Origin of the sequence: Paenibacillus sp. 2003, assembly GCF_031455635.1 — a bacterium.
GTDB lineage: Bacteria > Bacillota > Bacilli > Paenibacillales > Paenibacillaceae > Paenibacillus > Paenibacillus amylolyticus_B.
In genome coordinates this window covers 122,816-141,614 of sequence record NZ_JAVDTB010000007.1, presented here as the reverse complement: position 1 = coordinate 141,614, position 18,799 = coordinate 122,816, and the positions used below count along the sequence as shown (strand labels likewise).

Below are 18,799 nucleotides of genomic sequence, written 5' to 3'. Positions count from 1 at the left end.
TGCTTGTCCGTTCTGCTTTCCGAGCATGGCGAACCTTTGCTTTTTATATCGGCAGATTAGAACTTTTTCTTAACCACCTGATCCAAATTATTAAGCATAATGCCTGTCCCCTTCACGACACAGTGCATTGGATCTTCCGCAACCCATACCGGTACATGCAATTCATTGGACAAAAGCTCGTCCAGTCCGTTCAGCAATGCACCTCCGCCAGTCAATACAACACCACGGTCGATAATGTCCGCTGACAATTCAGGCGGTGTACGTTCCAATACCGACTTCGCTGCTACGATGATAGATTGCACAGAATCCCAGAGTGCTTCCTGTACTTCTTTTCCCGATACCGTTACGGTAACTGGCAGACCGGATACCATATCGCGTCCGCGAATATCCATCTCCGTTTGGCCTCCATCCGGATGCACGGAACCAATCGCAATTTTGAGATCTTCAGCGGTCCGTTCACCGATCATGAGCTTGTACTTGGCTTTGATAAACTTGATAATGGCTTCGTCGAACTTGTCCCCTGCGACTTTAATAGAAGAGGCGGTGACCACGTCGCCCATAGAAAGGACTGCAACGTCAGTCGTACCGCCGCCGATATCCACGACCATATTGCCGCTCGGCTGAAAAATATCCATTCCCGCACCGATCGCTGCCGCTTTCGGCTCTTCTTCCAGAAACACTTCTTTGGCACCGCTGCGTTCTGCCGCCTCACGGATGGCCTTCTGCTCCACGGAAGTAATGTTCGTTGGTGCACAGATCAAAATTCGAGGGTGGCTGTACCAGCTTCTTGCACCCACACGATTAATGAAATGTCTGAGCATCGCTTCTGTAATCTCGAAGTCCGCAATAACGCCGTCACGCAGCGGTCTAATGGCAACAATGTTACCTGGAGTACGCCCCACCATACGACGCGCTTCTTCCCCAACAGCAAGGACACGCTTCGTATCTCTTTCAATGGTCACGACGGAAGGTTCATCGAGGACAACCCCACTTCCTTTCACGTGAATAAGCACGTTGGCCGTGCCAAGATCAATACCGATATCCTTGCTAAACATAAAAGAGCCCCCAAAGTGATATTATTTGGTCAGCGTATCCTGTGAAAAAGAGTCCCTTATCACGTCACCGCTCGTTCGACAAAGTGCAACATATATATGTAAAAATCGGGCTGATAAGATGTCATAATTCGATCCTGTACCAGCTTTTAACATATCATACTTCAGGGGAGGGATTCAATGCATGTGTGAGCTTTTTGGCCTACGTCTTTGTGAAGATGCTTACGATTTGGCGGAAGCCAACACCTCACGTTTCTTGCCACTCGTTTTTTTGTATTTAATTTTGGTCGCTTCACCGCCCCGCAAATGGCGGATGGACTTGTGATACTCCAAAATGTGTTTCACCTGGTCAGCAAGATCAGGGTTGATTTCCGGCAGACGCTCCGTCAGATCCTTATGCACAGTACTCTTTGACACGCCGAATTCTTTGGCTATGGTACGGACCGTATTCCTCGTCTCAACAATGCAGCGACCAATTTTGATGGTCCGTTCCTTGATGTAATCGTGCACGCTCCCGCCTCCCTACTGTGTGGATAGTTTGGTACATTATATGAGGAGCATGCCTATATATTCGCGGTTTAGAGGTGTGACAAGCTTCGAAGGTCCCATTATTTTCTGAAAAGCACAAAAAGAGCAGAGGTTCAACCCTCTGCCCATCATGTTGCTGCGGTAAAATTCATTTATTTTTCCGGAAGATATCCTTGCGGGTTAACCGGCTGTCCGTCTTCGTACACTTCAAAGTGAAGGTGGTTGCCAAGCGTTTTGCCCAATTCATTGACGCCAGCGGATGCAATCGCATCTCCCTGTTTTACTTCGTCGTCCTGTTTCACTTTGACGTCTGCCAAGCTTTGGTATACCGTCTTCAGGTTATCGCTGTGTGTGATTTCCACAACCTGACCTGTGAGCGGATTTTGCTCAACCCGGGTAACTTTACCGGCAAGCGCTGCTTTGACTTCAAACGTTTTATTATCCCCACGTGCCAGATCCACACCCGTGTTCGGGATGAATGTATCATTGTACTGCACCATTGCCGCTTCATGTTCCTCGGTTGAAGCTTCGCTATCATAGAAAGGTTTTACTACCGAAATTTCGGACGGTACCGCTACCGGCCACACAAAATTCTCCGACTTTGCAACAACTTCCACACTTTCTTCTCCGCCTACTGCTGTTCCTTCTGTACCCGCCGATGCGCCTGTTTCTACTACCCCGCTAGCAGGGTCCGAGTTCAGCGTTTTGTCGCCTGTGCCCTGATAGACCCACACTAAGGTTAGTATAATGCCTGCTGCTGCGATGTAGGCTGCCGGGAAGACCCAGCGTTTGGACATTGCTCTTTTCCATGAAGAGGGCTGACTAGCCGGTACTCCTTGAGTTGTTTTAGGAGTTTCTTCTTGGATTGTTTTTTTGTTTTGTTCATTCATGTTAATCACCTCAGTAACAAGTGTTACCGGGTGCAACTCTTTTATACACGCGCGACTCTAATTATTTTCACGGAGGTTTCAGAGAGTGCTATATATATTGGAGATGAGTGTTAGTTCGTGCACCGCTTCGGGGCCAGAAAACCTTTCGACCAGCTGTTATCCCCGGATTTCCTGATTATATTCTCCCAAGGGAGGAATCCGGTGATAAAGGCGGACGCTTCGCTTCTACAGGTCTTTTCTGTCCCCTGCGCTCTGCATACGCTAGCACTCTCCGCATATATAGCCAAGTCTTAAAACCTCCGGAAAGGGCGGTTGGTAAAAAGCGCGAATTGGCTTAATGACCAATCCTTCTCAGAAGTGAGTTTACTAGCAGAAAGCGAAATGATATAGGATGTGACTGGATACCGGCCGACTAAGGCTTTCCTGACGTCCTCATGCGTCAAAGCATTTATCTATCCATCCGTGTTCATCTCTCCTACTTCGATGCAAGCATCTTGGATGCCTGTCCGAATGAAATGCCGGTATAGTAGTGTTTGAGAATCTGAGTGGCCGTGTGTCCCTCCTGCGCCATGCCATTTGCTCCCCATTGGCTCATGCCAACCCCATGCCCGTATCCGTACGTTGTAATCTGGATTTCGTCACCTGTGGTCTTCCAACTGAACTGGCTGGATCTTAATCCGAGCAGCTTACGGACCTCAGGGCCGCTGAATGTTTCACCTGCGATCTGCATTTCCTTAATCCGATGCCCTTTGGTTGTAGACAATACTTCCATCCACGATCCACTCTTCTGGGTGGTAACCGGAATGGCATCCAAGTTCAACTTCTGCAGAATCTCGTTACGCTTCATGGTGACGGTCTGCTTGAATCCTGGTGCCAGGTTTTTGTCCCACGGACTGTCTACACTTTGCAGATAAGGCACAGCGTTCCCCCATACATCCTCCGCATTCTCGGTATACCCATTACTTGTAGAAAAAAAGGATGCCGTGATCGCCTTGCCCTGGTAGGTCATCACCGTATCTCGACTTTCGCGTACAGCCTGTTGCAGCTTCTCCCATTCCTTTGCCTTCCCTAGACGAGTCCAATCCGCTTTCACCTGATCTGGCGGAATAAACACCTGATGGCTGACCGTATCCGTCACATCCGCCGCACCTGATGGAACACCGCTTGTATCACTAGCAGCAAGTCTTCGCACGATAAATGTGCGAGCTGCTATCGCCTGTGCCTTTAACGCCTCCAATCTGAATTCCGCTGGCATCTCAGCTGCCACTACCCCGGTAACATAGTCTTCCAATGGCAGATTCATCGTTGTGCCTGTTGCAGACAGGTATACGCGCACTTTGGGTTCAGGGTACGTAACAGGAACGGCTGGCGCAGGAGCTGGGGTTCTTGAACTGCTTGAATCTGTTGGAGCAGGCACCGGCTTTGGTGATTCGTTTGTCCGCGGCCATACCAGAATTACCGGAATCAGCAACGCCATTGCCAATAAGGCAGATACAGCGGCAGCAGGTTGCCATCGCGTCGTATTGCGCCCCCAACGGGGTTTTCGTCCAAATGTCCGCATTCGGCGACGCTTCACACGGCGGAACTGGTCCAGCTCAATAACAGGTATATGAATGTGCTCGGTTGTCTGTCCGTTCAGCTCATCTGTCGACACCCGCCCTGGATTGGATAATCTTGCAGGCTGTGATGGAATAGTCCTCAGGTTCGATGGGGCAGGCTTGTCTTTTTCCACTCCAGAAATGGTATTTCCCTCCGGCTCTTGCATACCTGGACGAGGGACAAGGGGTACCTTTACCTGTACACGAGCTTCTTTCATTCGAATATAACCCTCCGTTATCTATGGCCGGTCATGTGCCGGTCGTGTTGTTCAAATCCATAGTTTAGGTTATGAGCTGGCTTGATCTGATAGAACCTGATTTAAGAGAAACGAGGCCCTTTTCGTTCTGTTCAATTTTCTGTTTTCTTTTGCTATGTACATCTTAGAAACGTTGATCTGTCGCTGAATACCGGGGTTTAGCCGGAACCGACACCCTATATAAAGTACGCTCTTTCATTTGGTTCAGGATGGATACAGAATACGATGTTATGCTATACAAGTTAGGACCAGCTATTAATAGAATCAGGTATCAAATATCTCTTTGTCTTCTTAAAAGTAAACACAAAAAAAGCCAAGCCAGATGGCTTAGCTTTATCATTTTTTACAATATACGTTCCATCGCATTCATAATCCACACAACTGTGTGACTCATCATAGGGGGACCATATTTTTTCTATTCAATCCAGTGTTAAGCCAAAGTTGGTTGTACTTTAAACATCGGTACTTCTTTCTCCACTTTTTCACTAGGTGCTTTGGTTGCTTCCAGCTTAGGCTCATCAACCGAGATCCGATAGATGTCAGCGCCAAGTCCATTAAGCTTCTCAGCGAGATGTACATAGCCACGGTCGATGTGATGAACACCGCCCACTTCCGTTGTACCTTCAGCAACAAGACCTGCAATAATGAGTGCGGCACCCGCACGCAAATCGGTAGCTGTTACTTTGGCACCCTTCAGTTTGGCATTACCTGTGATGATGGACGAACGTCCTTCAACTTTGATCTCCGCATTCATCAATTGGAACTCATCCACATGCATGAATCGGTTTTCAAAAACAGTCTCTGTCACGACACTTGTTCCTTCAGATGCGAGCAAGAGTGCCATCATCTGAGATTGCATATCTGTCGGGAATCCTGGGTATGGTAATGTTTTCACATCCACAGCCTTAAGAGGACGATCTGCGATTACACGCACGCCATTCTCATCCGGTTGGATTGTAACACCCATCTCTTCAAGCTTCGCAATAACGGAGCCTAAATGATCAGAGATTGCACCTTCAATGTACACATCACCACCAGAAATTGCAGCAGCAGCCATATACGTACCAGCTTCTACCCGATCCGGAATAACGGTGTGTGTAACACCTGTCAGTTTCTCCACACCTTCAATGCGGATCACTCCAGTACCAGCACCACGTACGATGGCACCCATTCCATTCAGGAAGTTGGCAAGATCCACAATCTCAGGTTCTTTCGCCGCGTTCTCCAGAACAGTTACACCTTCGGCTAATGTTGCAGCCATCATAATATTTTGAGTGGCACCTACGGAAGCCACATCCAGATAAATTTTCGCGCCACGCAACCGTCCTTGGCTACGAGCTTCGATATAACCTTGGCCCAAGCTGATCTCTGCGCCCATGGCTTCAAAACCTTTCAAATGCTGATCAATAGGCCGTGTACCGATGGCACATCCACCAGGAAGTGAGATTCTTGTATGACCCATTCGAGTCAACAAAGGCCCCATGACCAGGAAAGACGCCCGCATTTTACTTACCCATTCATACGGGGCTTCACAGGAAGTAAGTTTCTCCGCATTTACGGTAATCACTTCGTCCCGGTATGTAACTCCCGCTCCCAGCGATTCCAACACCTTGTTAATCGTCATCACATCGTCTAGAGGAGGCGCGTCAATAATAACGCTTTGTCCTTCTTCCCCTAAGAGAGAGGCAGCGATGATCGGAAGAACAGAATTTTTAGCGCCGCTAACTTTGACACTTCCGGTCAACCTTTTGCCACCGCGGACGATAAATTTGCTCATCATGGTTCCCTCCGCGCTTTTATTCCCTTTTCTTCATTCCGGAATACGTAAGCCCCACTATGCTAGAAAGGACTGTTGCTGTGTGTGGAATTTCGACATATTCTGGCATGTTGCCACAGATGTCTGTTCAGAAAAGAATTGGTTTTTATAATCCATATCAATGATACCATGTGCCGTGCATCTTGCTATTCAGCATGTAAAATGAGTGTCTTACAAGCCAGCAGAGCATCAGAACAGACAGAGTGGGATGGTTATTAGCCGGCATGAACCGGATATCCCGTTTATAACTACAAAATAAGTGAACAATTGTGAATTCCCTAACTTCCATCATAACATTGTTGAATTGTACGATACAAGCATTTTTACATAAAACATCTCAAATTCATCCAATTTTACGTCACATTTTTTTCTTAATTTCTTTACCGACAACTCATACTCTAATTGTTAACACAATTAATCGATGTTATTCGACAATGAGCAGCTTGAAGAACCTAACAGATGATTAACCAACCATCTCAACATTAAAACAAATTACGCAACATTTGAGTCCAGGACAAGTAGTCAATGACAAAGCCAGCAACGGCATGCCCCAAAATGATGGCGAGCAACAAATGCAACAGTCTTCCCTGAGCACCTCGTGGTTGTCTGATGATTAAATCCAGTTTGAGATTTGTCAAAGCCCACCAAGACAACGCTATACATAACAGGGAGACGATGATTGAGACCAAGCCGTTGGTGCTTAACGCCTGGTTCACCTGATTCGTCAGATCAGTATCCATATATTCTTTACCTCCACATTTGTTGCAGCGATCAGCATATCATATGCCCGGCACCCATAACTTGTTAGTATACTGGAATGTCCTAAGCACAACATACTGAGCGTACTGTCAGATTTACTCCTGCTAGGCAGGAATCTCCTGATGCCCAATCACCGAGCAGCAACAATGCGGCTGTGAATATGGAATCTACTACGCAGCTTCCTGCTTCTGCTGACTCTATGGAATATAGGCTCTTTCATCATACATTGTCAATTACATTGATTTCCACTTCTCAAATATTTTAATTTTAAAATGCCGGGATTTTGTGACTAAAACGACATAAAAGAGCGCTATTTCGATATCGATTCTGTCATTTCCTCGGAAATAATTTAAATTCATTCATGAAAAAAAATGGTTCTCTTAGTGGTAAATGCGCCCACTACTTTAGTCCTACATTCTATTCAAACCCTCATAATCGGTGAATATTTTGCTTAAAATACTTCTGTTTACTGGAGGGATTTGATGGAATGTGGTCAGCCATTTTGATATGTTCGATAAAACAATTCTATCAAACAAACTCAAAAAAGCCCGGCAGACTAAGCCGCCGGGCTTCCAAGAATCGTTTATTTGCCGAACACATTAATCCGGTTAACCGCTTTTTGCAGCGCAATCTCTGCACGACGGTGATCAAAGTGGTCCTGATTGCTTTGGCTTGCAAGCCGACGTTCTGCCCGCTCTTTCGCCGCACGCGCACGATCCACATCAATGTTTTCCGGGAATTCAGCACTCTCTGCGAGTACAACAACCTTATCTTTACGTACTTCAATAAACCCGCCACCGATAGCAACTCGTTTATTTTCTTTTCCGTTATGGATATAGATCGGTGCAATCTGCAAAGGTGTAACCATAGGAATATGACCTGGCAGAATGCCCAGTTCCCCTTCAATACCACGAGCCGTAATGCTATTCACCTGTTCTGAATAGACCAAACGCTCGGGTGTTACGATTTCCAACAAAAAGGTGCTCAATTCCATCCCTCCTGAAATATCCGAAGGATAGCCCGCTTCATAAGGACAATCCTGGATTCAGACTAAACCAGTGTTTTGGCTTTCTCCACTGCCTCTTCAATTGTACCAACAAAGAGGAAAGCTGCTTCCGGAAGATCATCATACTTACCTTCGAGAATCTCTTTAAAGCTGCGCACCGTTTCTTTAACTGGAACGTATTTACCCGGAATACCGTTAAATGCTTCAGCAACGTGGAAAGGCTGGGACAAGAAACGTTGGATTTTACGAGCACGGTATACAAGCGCTCTGTCTTCTTCACTCAACTCGTCCATACCCAGGATTGCAATGATATCTTGCAATTCATTGTAACGTGCCAAGATACGTTTAACGCCTTGAGCTACGCTGTAGTGTTCTTCACCTACAACTTCAGGAGACAAGATCCGGGAGCTCGAAGCCAGTGGATCTACCGCAGGGTAGATACCCATCTCGGAAATTTTACGCTCCAAGTTCGTCGTTGCATCCAAGTGAGCAAACGTCGTTGCAGGAGCCGGGTCAGTGTAGTCATCCGCAGGCACGTAGATGGCCTGGATGGATGTTACAGAACCTTTTTTCGTTGATGTGATACGTTCTTGCAGTTGACCCATTTCTGTTGCCAGTGTAGGTTGGTAACCTACCGCGGAAGGCATACGTCCAAGCAAGGCAGATACTTCTGAACCCGCTTGGGTGAAACGGAAGATATTATCGATAAAGAGCAACACGTCACGGCCTTCTTCATCACGGAAGTATTCCGCCATCGTCAGACCTGTGAGGGCTACACGAAGACGTGCGCCTGGAGGCTCGTTCATTTGTCCGAAGACCATTGCTGTTTTGTTGATAACGCCGGAATCACTCATCTCGTGATACAAGTCATTACCTTCACGTGTACGCTCACCAACACCCGCAAATACGGAGATACCACCGTGCTCTTGTGCGATGTTGTTGATCAATTCCTGAATGGTTACCGTCTTACCTACACCGGCACCACCGAAGAGACCGATTTTACCACCTTTAGCGTAAGGAGCGAGCAAGTCGATAACTTTGATTCCTGTCTCCAGCATCTCTGCTTGGGTAGTCAGTTCATCAAATGCAGGTGCTGAACGGTGAATCGGGTTCTTGTGCTCAGCAGCCACGGCACCGCCAGTATCAATTGCTTCGCCGAGTACGTTAAATACACGACCCAGTGTTGCTTCTCCGACGGGTACAGAGATTGGTGCTCCTGTATCTAAAGCTTCCATACCACGAACAAGTCCATCCGTGGAGGACATCGCAATACAACGTACTCGGTTGTCACCCAGATGTTTCGAAGCTTCGAGTGTAAGGTTTACACTTACGCCGCTCTCACTTACTGTAGTGATCGTAATGGCATTGAGGATTTCCGGCAGACCGCCGCGATCAAACTCGACGTCAACAACCGGACCCATGATGCTCACAACGCGTCCTTTGTTCATCTTAACGTTCCCCTCCTACAAGCCTGCTACTTTTGCAAAAATAATGAACCGTTCGTTTATCTTTGCTCTGCAAGCCTTCATTAATAAAAAAACGGTTAGCCTTGTGCTGCGTTGGCACCTGCCACAATTTCCGTAATCTCCTGCGTAATCGCCGCTTGACGGGCACGGTTGTATGTCAATGACAAGTCGTTAATGAGTTTGGATGCATTTTTGGTTGCATTACCCATTGCTGTCATTTTCGCGCCGAGCTCACTTGCCTTACCGTTCAGAAGTGCACCATAGATCAGCGTTTCCGCGTAACGCGGAAGCAGAACCTCCAGTACAGCCTCAGCAGACGGCTCGTATTCGTAGCTTGCCGTTGGTCCTTCCGCAGCAGTTACCTCAGGTGTTTCCATTGGAAGAAGTTTTTCTACCGTAGGAATCTGGGTCAACGCATTCACAAAGCGGTTATAACAAATGTACAATTCATCAAATTCAGCCAGTTCAAACCCATGAACAGCTTCGTGTGCGATGGATTTGATATCTGCAAATGAAGGCGAATCCGACAGATCCGTTGTTGTGGATGCCATCGCCATTTCACGACGTCTGAAGTAATCGCGTCCTTTACGTCCAATGACGAACAATTCGTAGTCATCCTGGGAGTTGTGGCGCTCTTTGAGCGTCTGGTTAACCTGACGCAAAACGTTCGCATTGTATCCACCTGCAAGACCACGGTCCGATGTAATGATCAGGTAAGCCGTCTTTTTGACCGGACGGCTCTCCAGCATCGGATGCTGTATACCTTGCGTGCTTGATGCAATACTAGCTACAACTTCTTTCAGCTTCTCCGAATAAGGACGGGCTGCTTCCGCTTTTTCCTGCGCTTTACGCAGTTTTGCAGCAGCTACCATCTCCATTGCTTTGGTGATCTGCTTGGTGCTTTGTACGCTTTTAATTTGCCGCTTAATTTCGCGCATGCCTTTTGCCATGATTTCACCACCTCAAAACTTTGACGGAGTCAAAGTTACTTCGTAAGCATCACCACTAGTTTTGACAAAGTCAAAACTACATCGTAAGCATCATCTTTTTTGACAGAGTCAAAGTATTACATGCAGACATGCGGAATCGGTTAGACAACTCCGCACCTGCAATCATTTATTTAGACAGAGACAGCAAAGCTCTTTCTGAACTTCTCAATTGCACCTTTCAGTGCATTTTCGTTGTCTGCAGTCAATTCTTTAGTATCACGGATGGATGCAAGAATCTCCGGATGGCTACTCTCCATGAACGCGAGGAACTCACGCTCGAAACGAGTAACATCACCTGTTGGAATCTCATCCAGGAATCCTTTAACCGCAGTGTACAAGCTGACAACCTGTTGTTCTACAGGCAGAGGCTGGTTAACACCTTGCTTCAGGATTTCCATCATACGCGCACCACGATTCAGGCGGGCCTGAGTCGCTTTATCCAGATCGGAACCGAACTGGGAGAACGCTTGAAGCTCACGATATTGAGCGAGGTCGAGACGCAGGGAACCTGCAACCTTTTTCATCGCTTTGATCTGAGCAGAACCACCAACACGGGATACGGAAATACCTACGTTGATCGCCGGGCGTTGTCCAGCATTGAACAAGTCAGCTTCCAGGAAGATTTGTCCGTCCGTGATGGAGATTACGTTCGTTGGGATGTATGCAGATACGTCGGAAGCTTGTGTTTCAATAAACGGCAGTGCGGTTAAAGAACCACCACCAAGTTCATCATTCAGCTTCGCAGCACGCTCCAGCAAACGGGAGTGCAGGTAGAAGACGTCACCCGGATAAGCCTCACGGCCCGGTGGACGACGAAGCAACAAGGAAAGCTCACGATATGCAGAGGCTTGTTTGGTCAAGTCATCATAGATAACCAGAACGTGCTCGCCTTTGTACATGAAGTACTCACCCATCGAACAACCGGAATACGGTGCGATGTACAAGAGTGGTGATGGATCGGAAGCTGCTGCAGTTACAACGATTGTGTACTCCATTGCGCCTTTACGACGAAGAGTTTCCACAACTTGAGCAACCGTAGACTGTTTCTGACCAATAGCCACATAGATACACTTCATGCCGCTACCTTTTTGGTTCAGGATCGCATCAATCGCGATGGATGTTTTACCTGTTTGACGGTCACCGATGATCAACTCACGTTGTCCGCGACCGATTGGAACCATTGCATCAATGGCTTTGATCCCTGTTTGCATCGGCTCATGAACCGATTTACGATCCATTACGCCTGGTGCTTTACCTTCAACCGGACGGAATTCCGTTGTAGCGATTGGCCCTTTGCCATCTACAGGAATACCGAGCGGGTTCACAACGCGTCCAATCAATGCTTCGCCTACAGGCACTTGCATGATTTGACCAGTACGTTTCACTTGGTCACCTTCACGAATATCGTAGTAAGGTCCCAGGATAACGACACCGACATTGCTTTCTTCAACGTTCATGGCGAGTCCCATAACACCGCTTGGGAATTCAACCAACTCGTTGGACATGACGTTCTCAAGTCCGTAAACACGAGCGATACCATCACCAACCTCGATTACCGTTCCGACTTCGACTACATCGATATCGGTCTTGTATTGTTCGATTTGGCTCTTAATTAATGTACTGATTTCTTCTGGTTTGATACTCAAGTGTCCTCACCCCAATCTACTGTACTCGTCTGTTAAAAGACTGCTCAAGACGTTCGAGCTTGCCAGCCAAGCTGCCGTCATAGATCGTATCGCCAATGGCGACTTTCAATCCGCCCAGCAGAGTCGGATCAACAATGTTCTCGATACGAATCTTTTTATTCACACGGCCACCGAATTCACGGGCTACCGCTTCTTTTTCTTCATCATTCAACGCATAAGTCGAGTAAACACGTGCATCAGCGATGCCCAGCGACTCACCTTGGATCTTCCGATAATCATTCAGCAAGTCTCCCAGCAATTCAACGCGTCCGCGCTCAATCAACAACAAGACTGTACGAAGGACTGAATCGGATACCTTGCCATCAAGGCTTGAGTGAATCACGTTCTGCTTGGCTTCATCAGAAATGTTAGGGGATACGATAAATTTCTCGATATCTGCATCTCCGGTCAATGCACTGACTACTGCCACCAGTTCCTGTTCAACCTCAAGCACCTGCTGTTGCTGAAGTGCAACTTCGAACAATGCTTTCGCATAACGCTTGGCAACAATCGTATCGCGGCTCATTGTCGGCCTCCTACCTCATTGAGGTATTGGTTCACAAGCTCTTCTTGTGCAGGACCGTTCTCAACTTCTTTTTTGATCAACTTGGATGCAATCTGAACGGAAGCTGTACCCAGTTCGCTGCGAAGTGCTGCGACTGCTTTGTTCTTCTCGCTCTCGATTTCGCGTACTGCATCGTCTTTCAGACGATTAGCTTCAGCTTTTGCATCAGCCAAAATCGATTCAGCTTGTTTGCCACCTGTTTGTTTGGACTGTTCAATGATGTCGTAAGCATCTTGACGTGCTTGCTCAAGAGCTTGTTTTTGTTCCTCCACATAGGCAATGGCCTGTTCCCGAGTCTGTGCAGCCTCATTCATCTGCGTCATCACGAGTTCACGACGTTTTTCCATAATGGAGAACAAAGGCCCGAAGGCATAACGGCTAAGCAGCCAATATAAAATTGCAAATGCAACAATCGCAAGAAGCGTATTTTCCCATATGAAACTCAATCTGTTCACTCCTTCCTGGAGGTATCCTTGAAACGTCATCCGTTAGAACGGACATTACTTAAAAAGAAGGCGCGGATGGCTATGGCCTTCCCCGCCAAACCTTTAAAATTTAATTAAGCCATACCGTAGAACATGAACGCGAGTACCACACCGATGATCGGCAATACCTCGATCAAACCTACACCGATAAACATTGTTGTTTGAAGAGTGGATTTTGCTTCCGGTTGACGGGCAATACCTTCCACCGTTTTGCTGATTACCATACCGTTACCAATACCTGCGCCAAACGCGCCCAGTCCTGCAACAATTGCTGCTGCGATTAATGCCATTGCTCCCATTTGTATATCCTCCTTAAAATGATAAATCGAATTTTTTATTGTTCAGCCTGGTGAAGAAATCTTCGTAGGGCTTGAAACTTAATGCTCGTCGTGCGTCTCGATGCTCTGTGAAATGTACACCATCATCAAGATAACAAACACAAATGCCTGGATCGCGCCGATAAAGATACTGAAGCCTTGCCACACCATTAGTAGCGGAATCGCTGCAATAGCACCAAACACTTTAAATGTGGTCAGTTTCAGGATCGTTGCGATCAGTACCTCACCCGCGAAGATATTCGCGAATAGACGCATACCGTGTGTCAACAGCTTGGATGCCGTCTCAATCAAGTTGATTGGCAAGAACAAAGCGAATGGTTTCAGGTAATGCTGGAGATATCCTTTCGTGTTGCGGAACAATCCCAGTCCATGAGATACAAGGAACGCTACGAGAGCAAGTCCCATCGTTACAGACAAGTCGGCTGTTGGTGATTTCCACCAAGCCAATTCAACGTGTGGGTGTGCTTCAGGGTCCTTGGCATGTGCTTCTTCAAACGCCTCCACCGCTGTAACAATCGGCTTACCGAATACCCGCGCCTGATTAACATCTGTTACCTCAGATACAGCCACGAGCGGAAGGCCGAGCATGTTCCCTACAAAAATGAACATAATCATGGAAAGAGCGAGAGAGATAAAATGTTTACCTTTCTTCATATCCATTGTACTGGAAATCAGATTGCGGACGAATTCTACTGCCCACTCCATAAAATTTTGCAGCTTGCCGGGATTTTCAACGGATAATCTCCGTGTTGCCAGTACAGCAAAAATAAAAACAATTGCACCTGTAACTACCAGCATCAACAGAACCGATAGATCCAATCGAAATCCGCCAAGCATAATAATTGGAGCTTCATGCATATTTTTCTCACCCCTTTCTCGACTTGAAAGCTGCAGCCCTTAACATCATTCTGCTCTGCGGGAATGGACAATCCCTATAATCAGTAAGGAAAATTGTGCAATGACGAGACCGCCTGCAACCGCATATGTATTGAAGTACTGCGGAAAGCGCATCGATATGAATATACCGAGCACAGCGAGTGCCGCCCTTGTCAAAAATCCCAGGTTCACACGCTTCAAGTTACCTTCTGCCGCATCATCAGACATTTTCCTTACTTTGTAGCCCAAGTAAAATGCATTGATCCAGCTAATTCCTGTACCCAGGGCTAGTCCCAAAGCAATTGTCTCCACACGTGGCATAAAGGCCGCTGCGAGAAAACAAATCATAAGAAAGTACATGATGAAAACAGTCATCGATCTGCGGTATCTGGTTAGTTCACTCATCACTTTCCCCCATGAATTTTTTCGCGATAAAGTAGATGCTTACACCGCCTGCCGCAAGAAAAAAGAGAACGCTTACGGCGATCCATATTCCGTTACCTCCGATGGTCTTGTCCAACCAGGAGCCAGCGTAATATCCGGCAACAGCGAGAATGGCAATCTCGATCCCAAAAGCTGTCACGAGCCCCATCGCTTTCCATACATTATCGTCATGGTTACGGGATGAATTTGGTTTGTTCGAATCGGCCATTTTCCACGCCACCCTTGCAATCCCAGTTAATTTTACTGAATGATGAGAGCCTTTGTCAATTGAATGATTTTAGCGTTTTAAAGGGGAAAACGACGGGAATACAGACCCTCAAAGCCCATAAACCCGCGTAAACCGTACAGTTTAACTGTATGCTATGCCCTTTATAAATCCGTCAGAAAAAATGTATTATTTTTTGAATTTTCTGTGAAATGATTCCGGACGCTCACTATTTACACCAAAATGGTGCAAAATCGCATTGACAATTCTTTCCGAAGCATGTCCATCACCGTATGGATTGGCAGCCTGACTCATGCTTGCATACAGGGTTTTGTCTGTAAGCAGAGCTTTGGTCCGTTCATACACACGTTCCTCTTCAGTACCTACCAATTCCAGCGTTCCGGCTTCAATACCTTCCGGGCGTTCTGTTGTATCGCGCAATACGAGCACAGGCACACCAAACGAAGGCGCTTCTTCCTGCAAACCGCCGGAATCGGTCAAAATCAAGTGAGTGTGCGGGTAAAAGTTATGCAAATCCACCACGTCTAGTGGATCAATTAATTGAATACGGGGATGATTCCCCAAAATCGCGTGAGCCGGCTCCTTCACAGCAGGACTTGGATGCACCGGGTACACGATGGCAATATCTTCGAATTCGTCGGCAATCCGTTTGACGGCCTGGAAAATGTTGCGGTGAGGCTCGCCCTGAGATTCACGGCGATGAGCTGTCATCAGCACAAGGCGTTTGCCTTGGGCCCAATCAAGTACCGGGTGTGTGTAGTCCTCCCGTACTGTATATTGAAACACATCTGTTACCGTGTTGCCTGTGACGTACGTACTAGACTCCGATTTATTTTCTTTGGCAAGATTGGAAGAAGACCAATCCGTAGGCGCAAAGTGTAGATCCGCCAGTACTCCCGTCAGCTGACGATTCATCTCTTCCGGATATGGAGACAACTTGTTCCACGTCCGCAGCCCCGCTTCCACATGCCCTACCTGAATCTGTTGCAGGAATGCTGCATAGCTCGCTACAAAGGTAGTTAATGTATCCCCGTGAACCAGTACAATATCCGGCTTAGCTTCAGCTAACACCGGCTCCAGACCGCCGAGCACACGAATTGTAATTTCATTCAATGTCTGACGGTCCTTCATCACATCCAGATCATAATCGGGATGAATGTCGAAAACTTCAAGTACCTGATCCAACATCTGGCGATGCTGCGCAGTTACGCAAACAATAGATTCAATAGACTCAGGGTGTTTCTGCAATTCCAAAATAAGCGGAGCCATCTTGATGGCTTCCGGACGCACCCCGAAGATCGTCATGACTTTAATTTTGTTGGACATTCGAGCAAAGCCCCTTTTCTATAAGTTCCGATTACAAGCATGCGATATGCTTATTTAGTGCCGTATAGACGGTCTCCTGCATCTCCAAGCCCTGGAACGATATAACCATGATCATCCAGACGGTCGTCCAATGCTGCTACATAGATGTCCACATCGGGATGTGCATCTTGCACAGCTTTTACGCCTTCCGGTGCTGCAACCAGGTTCATCATTTTGATTTGGGTACAACCACGTTTTTTGAGCACGTCAATAGCTGCAATTGCCGAACCACCAGTTGCCAGCATCGGATCAATTACAATCAATTGACGCTCTGTTACGTCTGTAGGCAGTTTGGTGTAGTATTCTACCGGTTGCAGTGTTTCCGGGTCACGGAACAGACCAACATGTCCAACTTTTGCCGCTGGCAACAATTTCACAACGCCATCCAGCATTCCGAGTCCTGCGCGCAGAATTGGCACCAGTCCGAGCATACGTCCAGAGATGACTTTACCTTGTGTTGCAGCTACAGGTGTCTGTACATCAATCGTTTCCAGTTCAACATCTCTTGTAATCTCATAAGCCATCAACGTTGCTACTTCATCCACCAATTCACGAAAATCTTTCGTATTCGTACGCATGTCGCGTATAAACGTCAGTTTGTGTTGAATCAAAGGGTGATCACATATTACTAATTTTCCCATCTAATTTGTCCCTCCGGTAAGTTCTTCATGTTAAGCATTTCCAAATATACCTAGCCACCATTCATGGGCTCGATAAATCCTGTATATTATATCATCACCAACAACGAATTACACCATCAAAGGGCACCCAATCATTACAGAATACCGAATCCTATAAAAAACAGGACCGGAAAATGATCCATCCGGTCCTGTTTTGCTCATGCTGTTATGTCGTTGAGATAAGGAAAATGATAAATACAATTGCACTCCGCCACCAGAATGCTCCTTCGATCGCTGTTATTCCCGAATTTTATGAATCACTTTATAAAGGTGTAAATTCGGGAATAAATGCGAACGCTTCGCTTCTACGGCCTCATTCTGTCTGCTTCGTTATTTTGTATTCCATTTTAGAGAAACTCAAATACAAACAGCACGAGCAATATTTTTAGTAATCTTAGTATTTAAGGTCGGTATAGAGCGGGAATTGGTCTGTCAGTGCAGTCACTTCTGCACGAGCTTCATCCAGCTTCGCCGTATCTTTTGGATTTTTCAGTGTTTTGGCAATGATCTTACCGATCGCTACCATAGCTTCTTCGTTCATGCCACGGGAAGTTGCAGCAGGTGTACCAATTCGAATACCACTCGTTACAAACGGGCTTGTAGGGTCGAATGGAATTGCATTTTTGTTCACGGTAATACCGATGGAATCGAGCACATGCTCAGCTTCCTTACCTGTGATGTTCACGCTGCGTGTGTCGATCAGCATCAAGTGGTTATCTGTACCACCGGATACGATGTTCAATCCTTCAGCGATCAGTGTTTCAGACAGAACCTGTGCGTTTTTCACAACGTTCTGTGCATATGTTTTGAACGAAGGTTGCAATGCTTCTCCGAATGCTACCGCTTTGGAAGCGATCACGTGCATCAGAGGTCCACCTTGGGAACCTGGGAATACGGCTTTATCAATCGCTGCTGCCCACGCTTTGCGGCACAGAATCATACCACCACGAGGTCCACGCAGCGTTTTGTGTGTTGTTGTCGTTACGAAGTGCGCATGTGGAACCGGGTTTGGATGCAGACCAGCAGCAACCAATCCTGCGATATGAGCCATATCCACCATGAACAAAGCACCTACATCATTGGCGATGGAAGCCAGCTTTTCAAAATCAATGGTACGCGGATATGCACTTGCACCTGCAACGATCAGACGAGGGCGGTGTTTGAAAGCCGCTTTCCGTACTTCATCATAATCAATCAGGAATGTATCTTCCTGTACGCCGTATGCTACAAAGTTGTACAGCAAACCGGATGCGTTAACCGGGCTACCGTGTGTGAGGTGTCCACCATGGGCAAGGTTCATACCGAGTACAGTATCACCAGGTTTCAACGCTGCAAGATATACTGCCATGTTCGCTTGTGCACCGGAGTGAGGTTGAACATTCACGTGTTCTGCTCCGAACAATTCTTTTGCACGATCACGTGCGATGTCTTCAACGATGTCCACATGCTCACAACCGCCATAGTAACGTTTACCTGGATATCCTTCAGCGTACTTGTTGGTCAGAACAGATCCCATTGCTTCGATTACTGCTTCACTTACGATGTTCTCGGATGCAATCAGTTCGATGTTGTTCTGTTGACGTTTCAGTTCAAGATTCATCGCTTCCAGTACTGCCGGGTCATTCTTGCGCAATTGTTCCATGATTAAATTCCTCCCAGTTTATAAGTGAAGTTATAAAGCGAAACTACAGTGGTTACACTCCTGACTTCGATTGCATCACCATCTTCCGATCGCTGTTATCCCCGGATTTTTCTGAACTCCCTTATAATAAGG

At 46.9% G+C, this 18,799-nt stretch carries 19 protein-coding genes; all 19 read right to left on the bottom strand.

The features are described 5' to 3' along the window. Positions 1–56: 56 nt before the first annotated feature. Positions 57–1,055 carry a rod shape-determining protein gene (mreB, locus tag J2X75_RS23665; RefSeq protein ID WP_076209800.1) on the bottom strand — a complete coding sequence of 333 codons (999 nt, stop codon included), beginning with the start codon at positions 1,053–1,055 and terminating at the stop codon, positions 57–59. 219 nt (positions 1,056–1,274) lie between these two features. Beyond that, positions 1,275–1,562 carry a sporulation transcriptional regulator SpoIIID gene (gene spoIIID, locus J2X75_RS23660; protein WP_024632710.1) on the bottom strand — a complete coding sequence of 96 codons (288 nt, stop codon included), beginning with the start codon at positions 1,560–1,562 and terminating at the stop codon, positions 1,275–1,277. 170 nt (positions 1,563–1,732) lie between these two features. Then, positions 1,733–2,470, bottom strand: a complete 738-nt coding sequence (locus J2X75_RS23655) for a M23 family metallopeptidase (protein WP_091012958.1) — start codon at positions 2,468–2,470, stop codon at positions 1,733–1,735. A 475-nt stretch (positions 2,471–2,945) separates the two neighbouring features. Further along, positions 2,946–4,286: a stage II sporulation protein D gene (gene spoIID, locus J2X75_RS23650; RefSeq protein WP_310340702.1), complete on the bottom strand. Its 1,341-nt coding sequence runs from the start codon at positions 4,284–4,286 to the stop codon at positions 2,946–2,948. Between the two features lie 469 nt (positions 4,287–4,755). Continuing rightward, positions 4,756–6,102: a UDP-N-acetylglucosamine 1-carboxyvinyltransferase gene (murA, locus tag J2X75_RS23645; RefSeq protein WP_082762960.1), complete on the bottom strand. Its 1,347-nt coding sequence runs from the start codon at positions 6,100–6,102 to the stop codon at positions 4,756–4,758. Positions 6,103–6,623: 521 nt separating this feature from the next. Then, on the bottom strand, positions 6,624–6,881 hold the full coding sequence (locus J2X75_RS23640; RefSeq protein WP_017691941.1) for a DUF1146 family protein: 258 nt from the start codon (positions 6,879–6,881) through the stop codon (positions 6,624–6,626). 602 nt (positions 6,882–7,483) lie between these two features. Further along, entirely contained in the window at positions 7,484–7,888 is a 405-nt protein-coding gene (locus tag J2X75_RS23635; protein ID WP_091036299.1) for a F0F1 ATP synthase subunit epsilon, read from the bottom strand. Between the two features lie 62 nt (positions 7,889–7,950). Beyond that, entirely contained in the window at positions 7,951–9,354 is a 1,404-nt protein-coding gene (atpD, locus tag J2X75_RS23630) for a F0F1 ATP synthase subunit beta (RefSeq protein WP_047840699.1), read from the bottom strand. A gap of 95 nt (positions 9,355–9,449) precedes the next feature. Further along, the gene (gene atpG, locus J2X75_RS23625) at positions 9,450–10,322 is read right to left on the bottom strand and encodes an ATP synthase F1 subunit gamma (protein ID WP_076209796.1); all 873 of its coding nucleotides are present in this window, start codon (positions 10,320–10,322) and stop codon (positions 9,450–9,452) included. 170 nt (positions 10,323–10,492) lie between these two features. Further along, positions 10,493–12,007 carry a F0F1 ATP synthase subunit alpha gene (gene atpA, locus J2X75_RS23620; protein ID WP_047840700.1) on the bottom strand — a complete coding sequence of 505 codons (1,515 nt, stop codon included), beginning with the start codon at positions 12,005–12,007 and terminating at the stop codon, positions 10,493–10,495. A 16-nt stretch (positions 12,008–12,023) separates the two neighbouring features. Beyond that, positions 12,024–12,572: a F0F1 ATP synthase subunit delta gene (locus tag J2X75_RS23615; protein ID WP_036612565.1), complete on the bottom strand. Its 549-nt coding sequence runs from the start codon at positions 12,570–12,572 to the stop codon at positions 12,024–12,026. Continuing rightward, positions 12,569–13,057: a F0F1 ATP synthase subunit B gene (gene atpF / locus J2X75_RS23610; protein WP_036612568.1), complete on the bottom strand. Its 489-nt coding sequence runs from the start codon at positions 13,055–13,057 to the stop codon at positions 12,569–12,571. Before atpF ends, J2X75_RS23615 begins: the two co-directional genes overlap by 4 nt. Before the next feature lie 113 nt (positions 13,058–13,170). Further along, entirely contained in the window at positions 13,171–13,395 is a 225-nt protein-coding gene (gene atpE, locus J2X75_RS23605; RefSeq protein ID WP_017691934.1) for a F0F1 ATP synthase subunit C, read from the bottom strand. A 78-nt stretch (positions 13,396–13,473) separates the two neighbouring features. Continuing rightward, entirely contained in the window at positions 13,474–14,292 is an 819-nt protein-coding gene (gene atpB, locus J2X75_RS23600; protein WP_310340689.1) for a F0F1 ATP synthase subunit A, read from the bottom strand. 45 nt (positions 14,293–14,337) lie between these two features. Beyond that, positions 14,338–14,715, bottom strand: a complete 378-nt coding sequence (locus tag J2X75_RS23595; RefSeq protein WP_062836961.1) for an ATP synthase subunit I — start codon at positions 14,713–14,715, stop codon at positions 14,338–14,340. Then, positions 14,708–14,962, bottom strand: coding sequence for an AtpZ/AtpI family protein (locus J2X75_RS23590; protein ID WP_024632723.1), 255 nt, complete (start codon positions 14,960–14,962; stop codon positions 14,708–14,710). Before J2X75_RS23590 ends, J2X75_RS23595 begins: the two co-directional genes overlap by 8 nt. A 186-nt stretch (positions 14,963–15,148) precedes the next feature. Then, entirely contained in the window at positions 15,149–16,306 is a 1,158-nt protein-coding gene (gene wecB / locus J2X75_RS23585) for a non-hydrolyzing UDP-N-acetylglucosamine 2-epimerase (RefSeq protein ID WP_036667768.1), read from the bottom strand. Positions 16,307–16,356: 50 nt separating this feature from the next. Further along, a complete protein-coding gene (gene upp / locus J2X75_RS23580; protein WP_017691929.1) occupies positions 16,357–16,986 on the bottom strand; it encodes a uracil phosphoribosyltransferase in 630 nt (209 codons plus the stop codon). Positions 16,987–17,419: 433 nt separating this feature from the next. Then, positions 17,420–18,667, bottom strand: a complete 1,248-nt coding sequence (locus J2X75_RS23575) for a serine hydroxymethyltransferase (protein ID WP_310340680.1) — start codon at positions 18,665–18,667, stop codon at positions 17,420–17,422. Positions 18,668–18,799 lie beyond the last annotated feature (132 nt).

Coding starts and splice junctions, on each gene's coding strand:
- atpB (WP_310340689.1), bottom strand. CDS start 14,292: ATGCATGAAGCTCCAATTATTATGCTTGGCGGATTTCGATTGGATCTA.
- murA (WP_082762960.1), bottom strand. CDS start 6,102: ATGAGCAAATTTATCGTCCGCGGTGGCAAAAGGTTGACCGGAAGTGTC.
- J2X75_RS23640 (WP_017691941.1), bottom strand. CDS start 6,881: ATGGATACTGATCTGACGAATCAGGTGAACCAGGCGTTAAGCACCAAC.
- atpE (WP_017691934.1), bottom strand. CDS start 13,395: ATGGGAGCAATGGCATTAATCGCAGCAGCAATTGTTGCAGGACTGGGC.
- spoIID (WP_310340702.1), bottom strand. CDS start 4,286: ATGAAAGAAGCTCGTGTACAGGTAAAGGTACCCCTTGTCCCTCGTCCA.
- J2X75_RS23615 (WP_036612565.1), bottom strand. CDS start 12,572: ATGAGCCGCGATACGATTGTTGCCAAGCGTTATGCGAAAGCATTGTTC.
- mreB (WP_076209800.1), bottom strand. CDS start 1,055: ATGTTTAGCAAGGATATCGGTATTGATCTTGGCACGGCCAACGTGCTT.
- upp (WP_017691929.1), bottom strand. CDS start 16,986: ATGGGAAAATTAGTAATATGTGATCACCCTTTGATTCAACACAAACTG.
- atpG (WP_076209796.1), bottom strand. CDS start 10,322: ATGGCAAAAGGCATGCGCGAAATTAAGCGGCAAATTAAAAGCGTACAA.
- J2X75_RS23575 (WP_310340680.1), bottom strand. CDS start 18,667: ATGGAACAATTGCGCAAGAATGACCCGGCAGTACTGGAAGCGATGAAT.
- wecB (WP_036667768.1), bottom strand. CDS start 16,306: ATGTCCAACAAAATTAAAGTCATGACGATCTTCGGGGTGCGTCCGGAA.
- J2X75_RS23595 (WP_062836961.1), bottom strand. CDS start 14,715: ATGAGTGAACTAACCAGATACCGCAGATCGATGACTGTTTTCATCATG.
- J2X75_RS23590 (WP_024632723.1), bottom strand. CDS start 14,962: ATGGCCGATTCGAACAAACCAAATTCATCCCGTAACCATGACGATAAT.
- J2X75_RS23655 (WP_091012958.1), bottom strand. CDS start 2,470: ATGAATGAACAAAACAAAAAAACAATCCAAGAAGAAACTCCTAAAACA.
- atpD (WP_047840699.1), bottom strand. CDS start 9,354: ATGAACAAAGGACGCGTTGTGAGCATCATGGGTCCGGTTGTTGACGTC.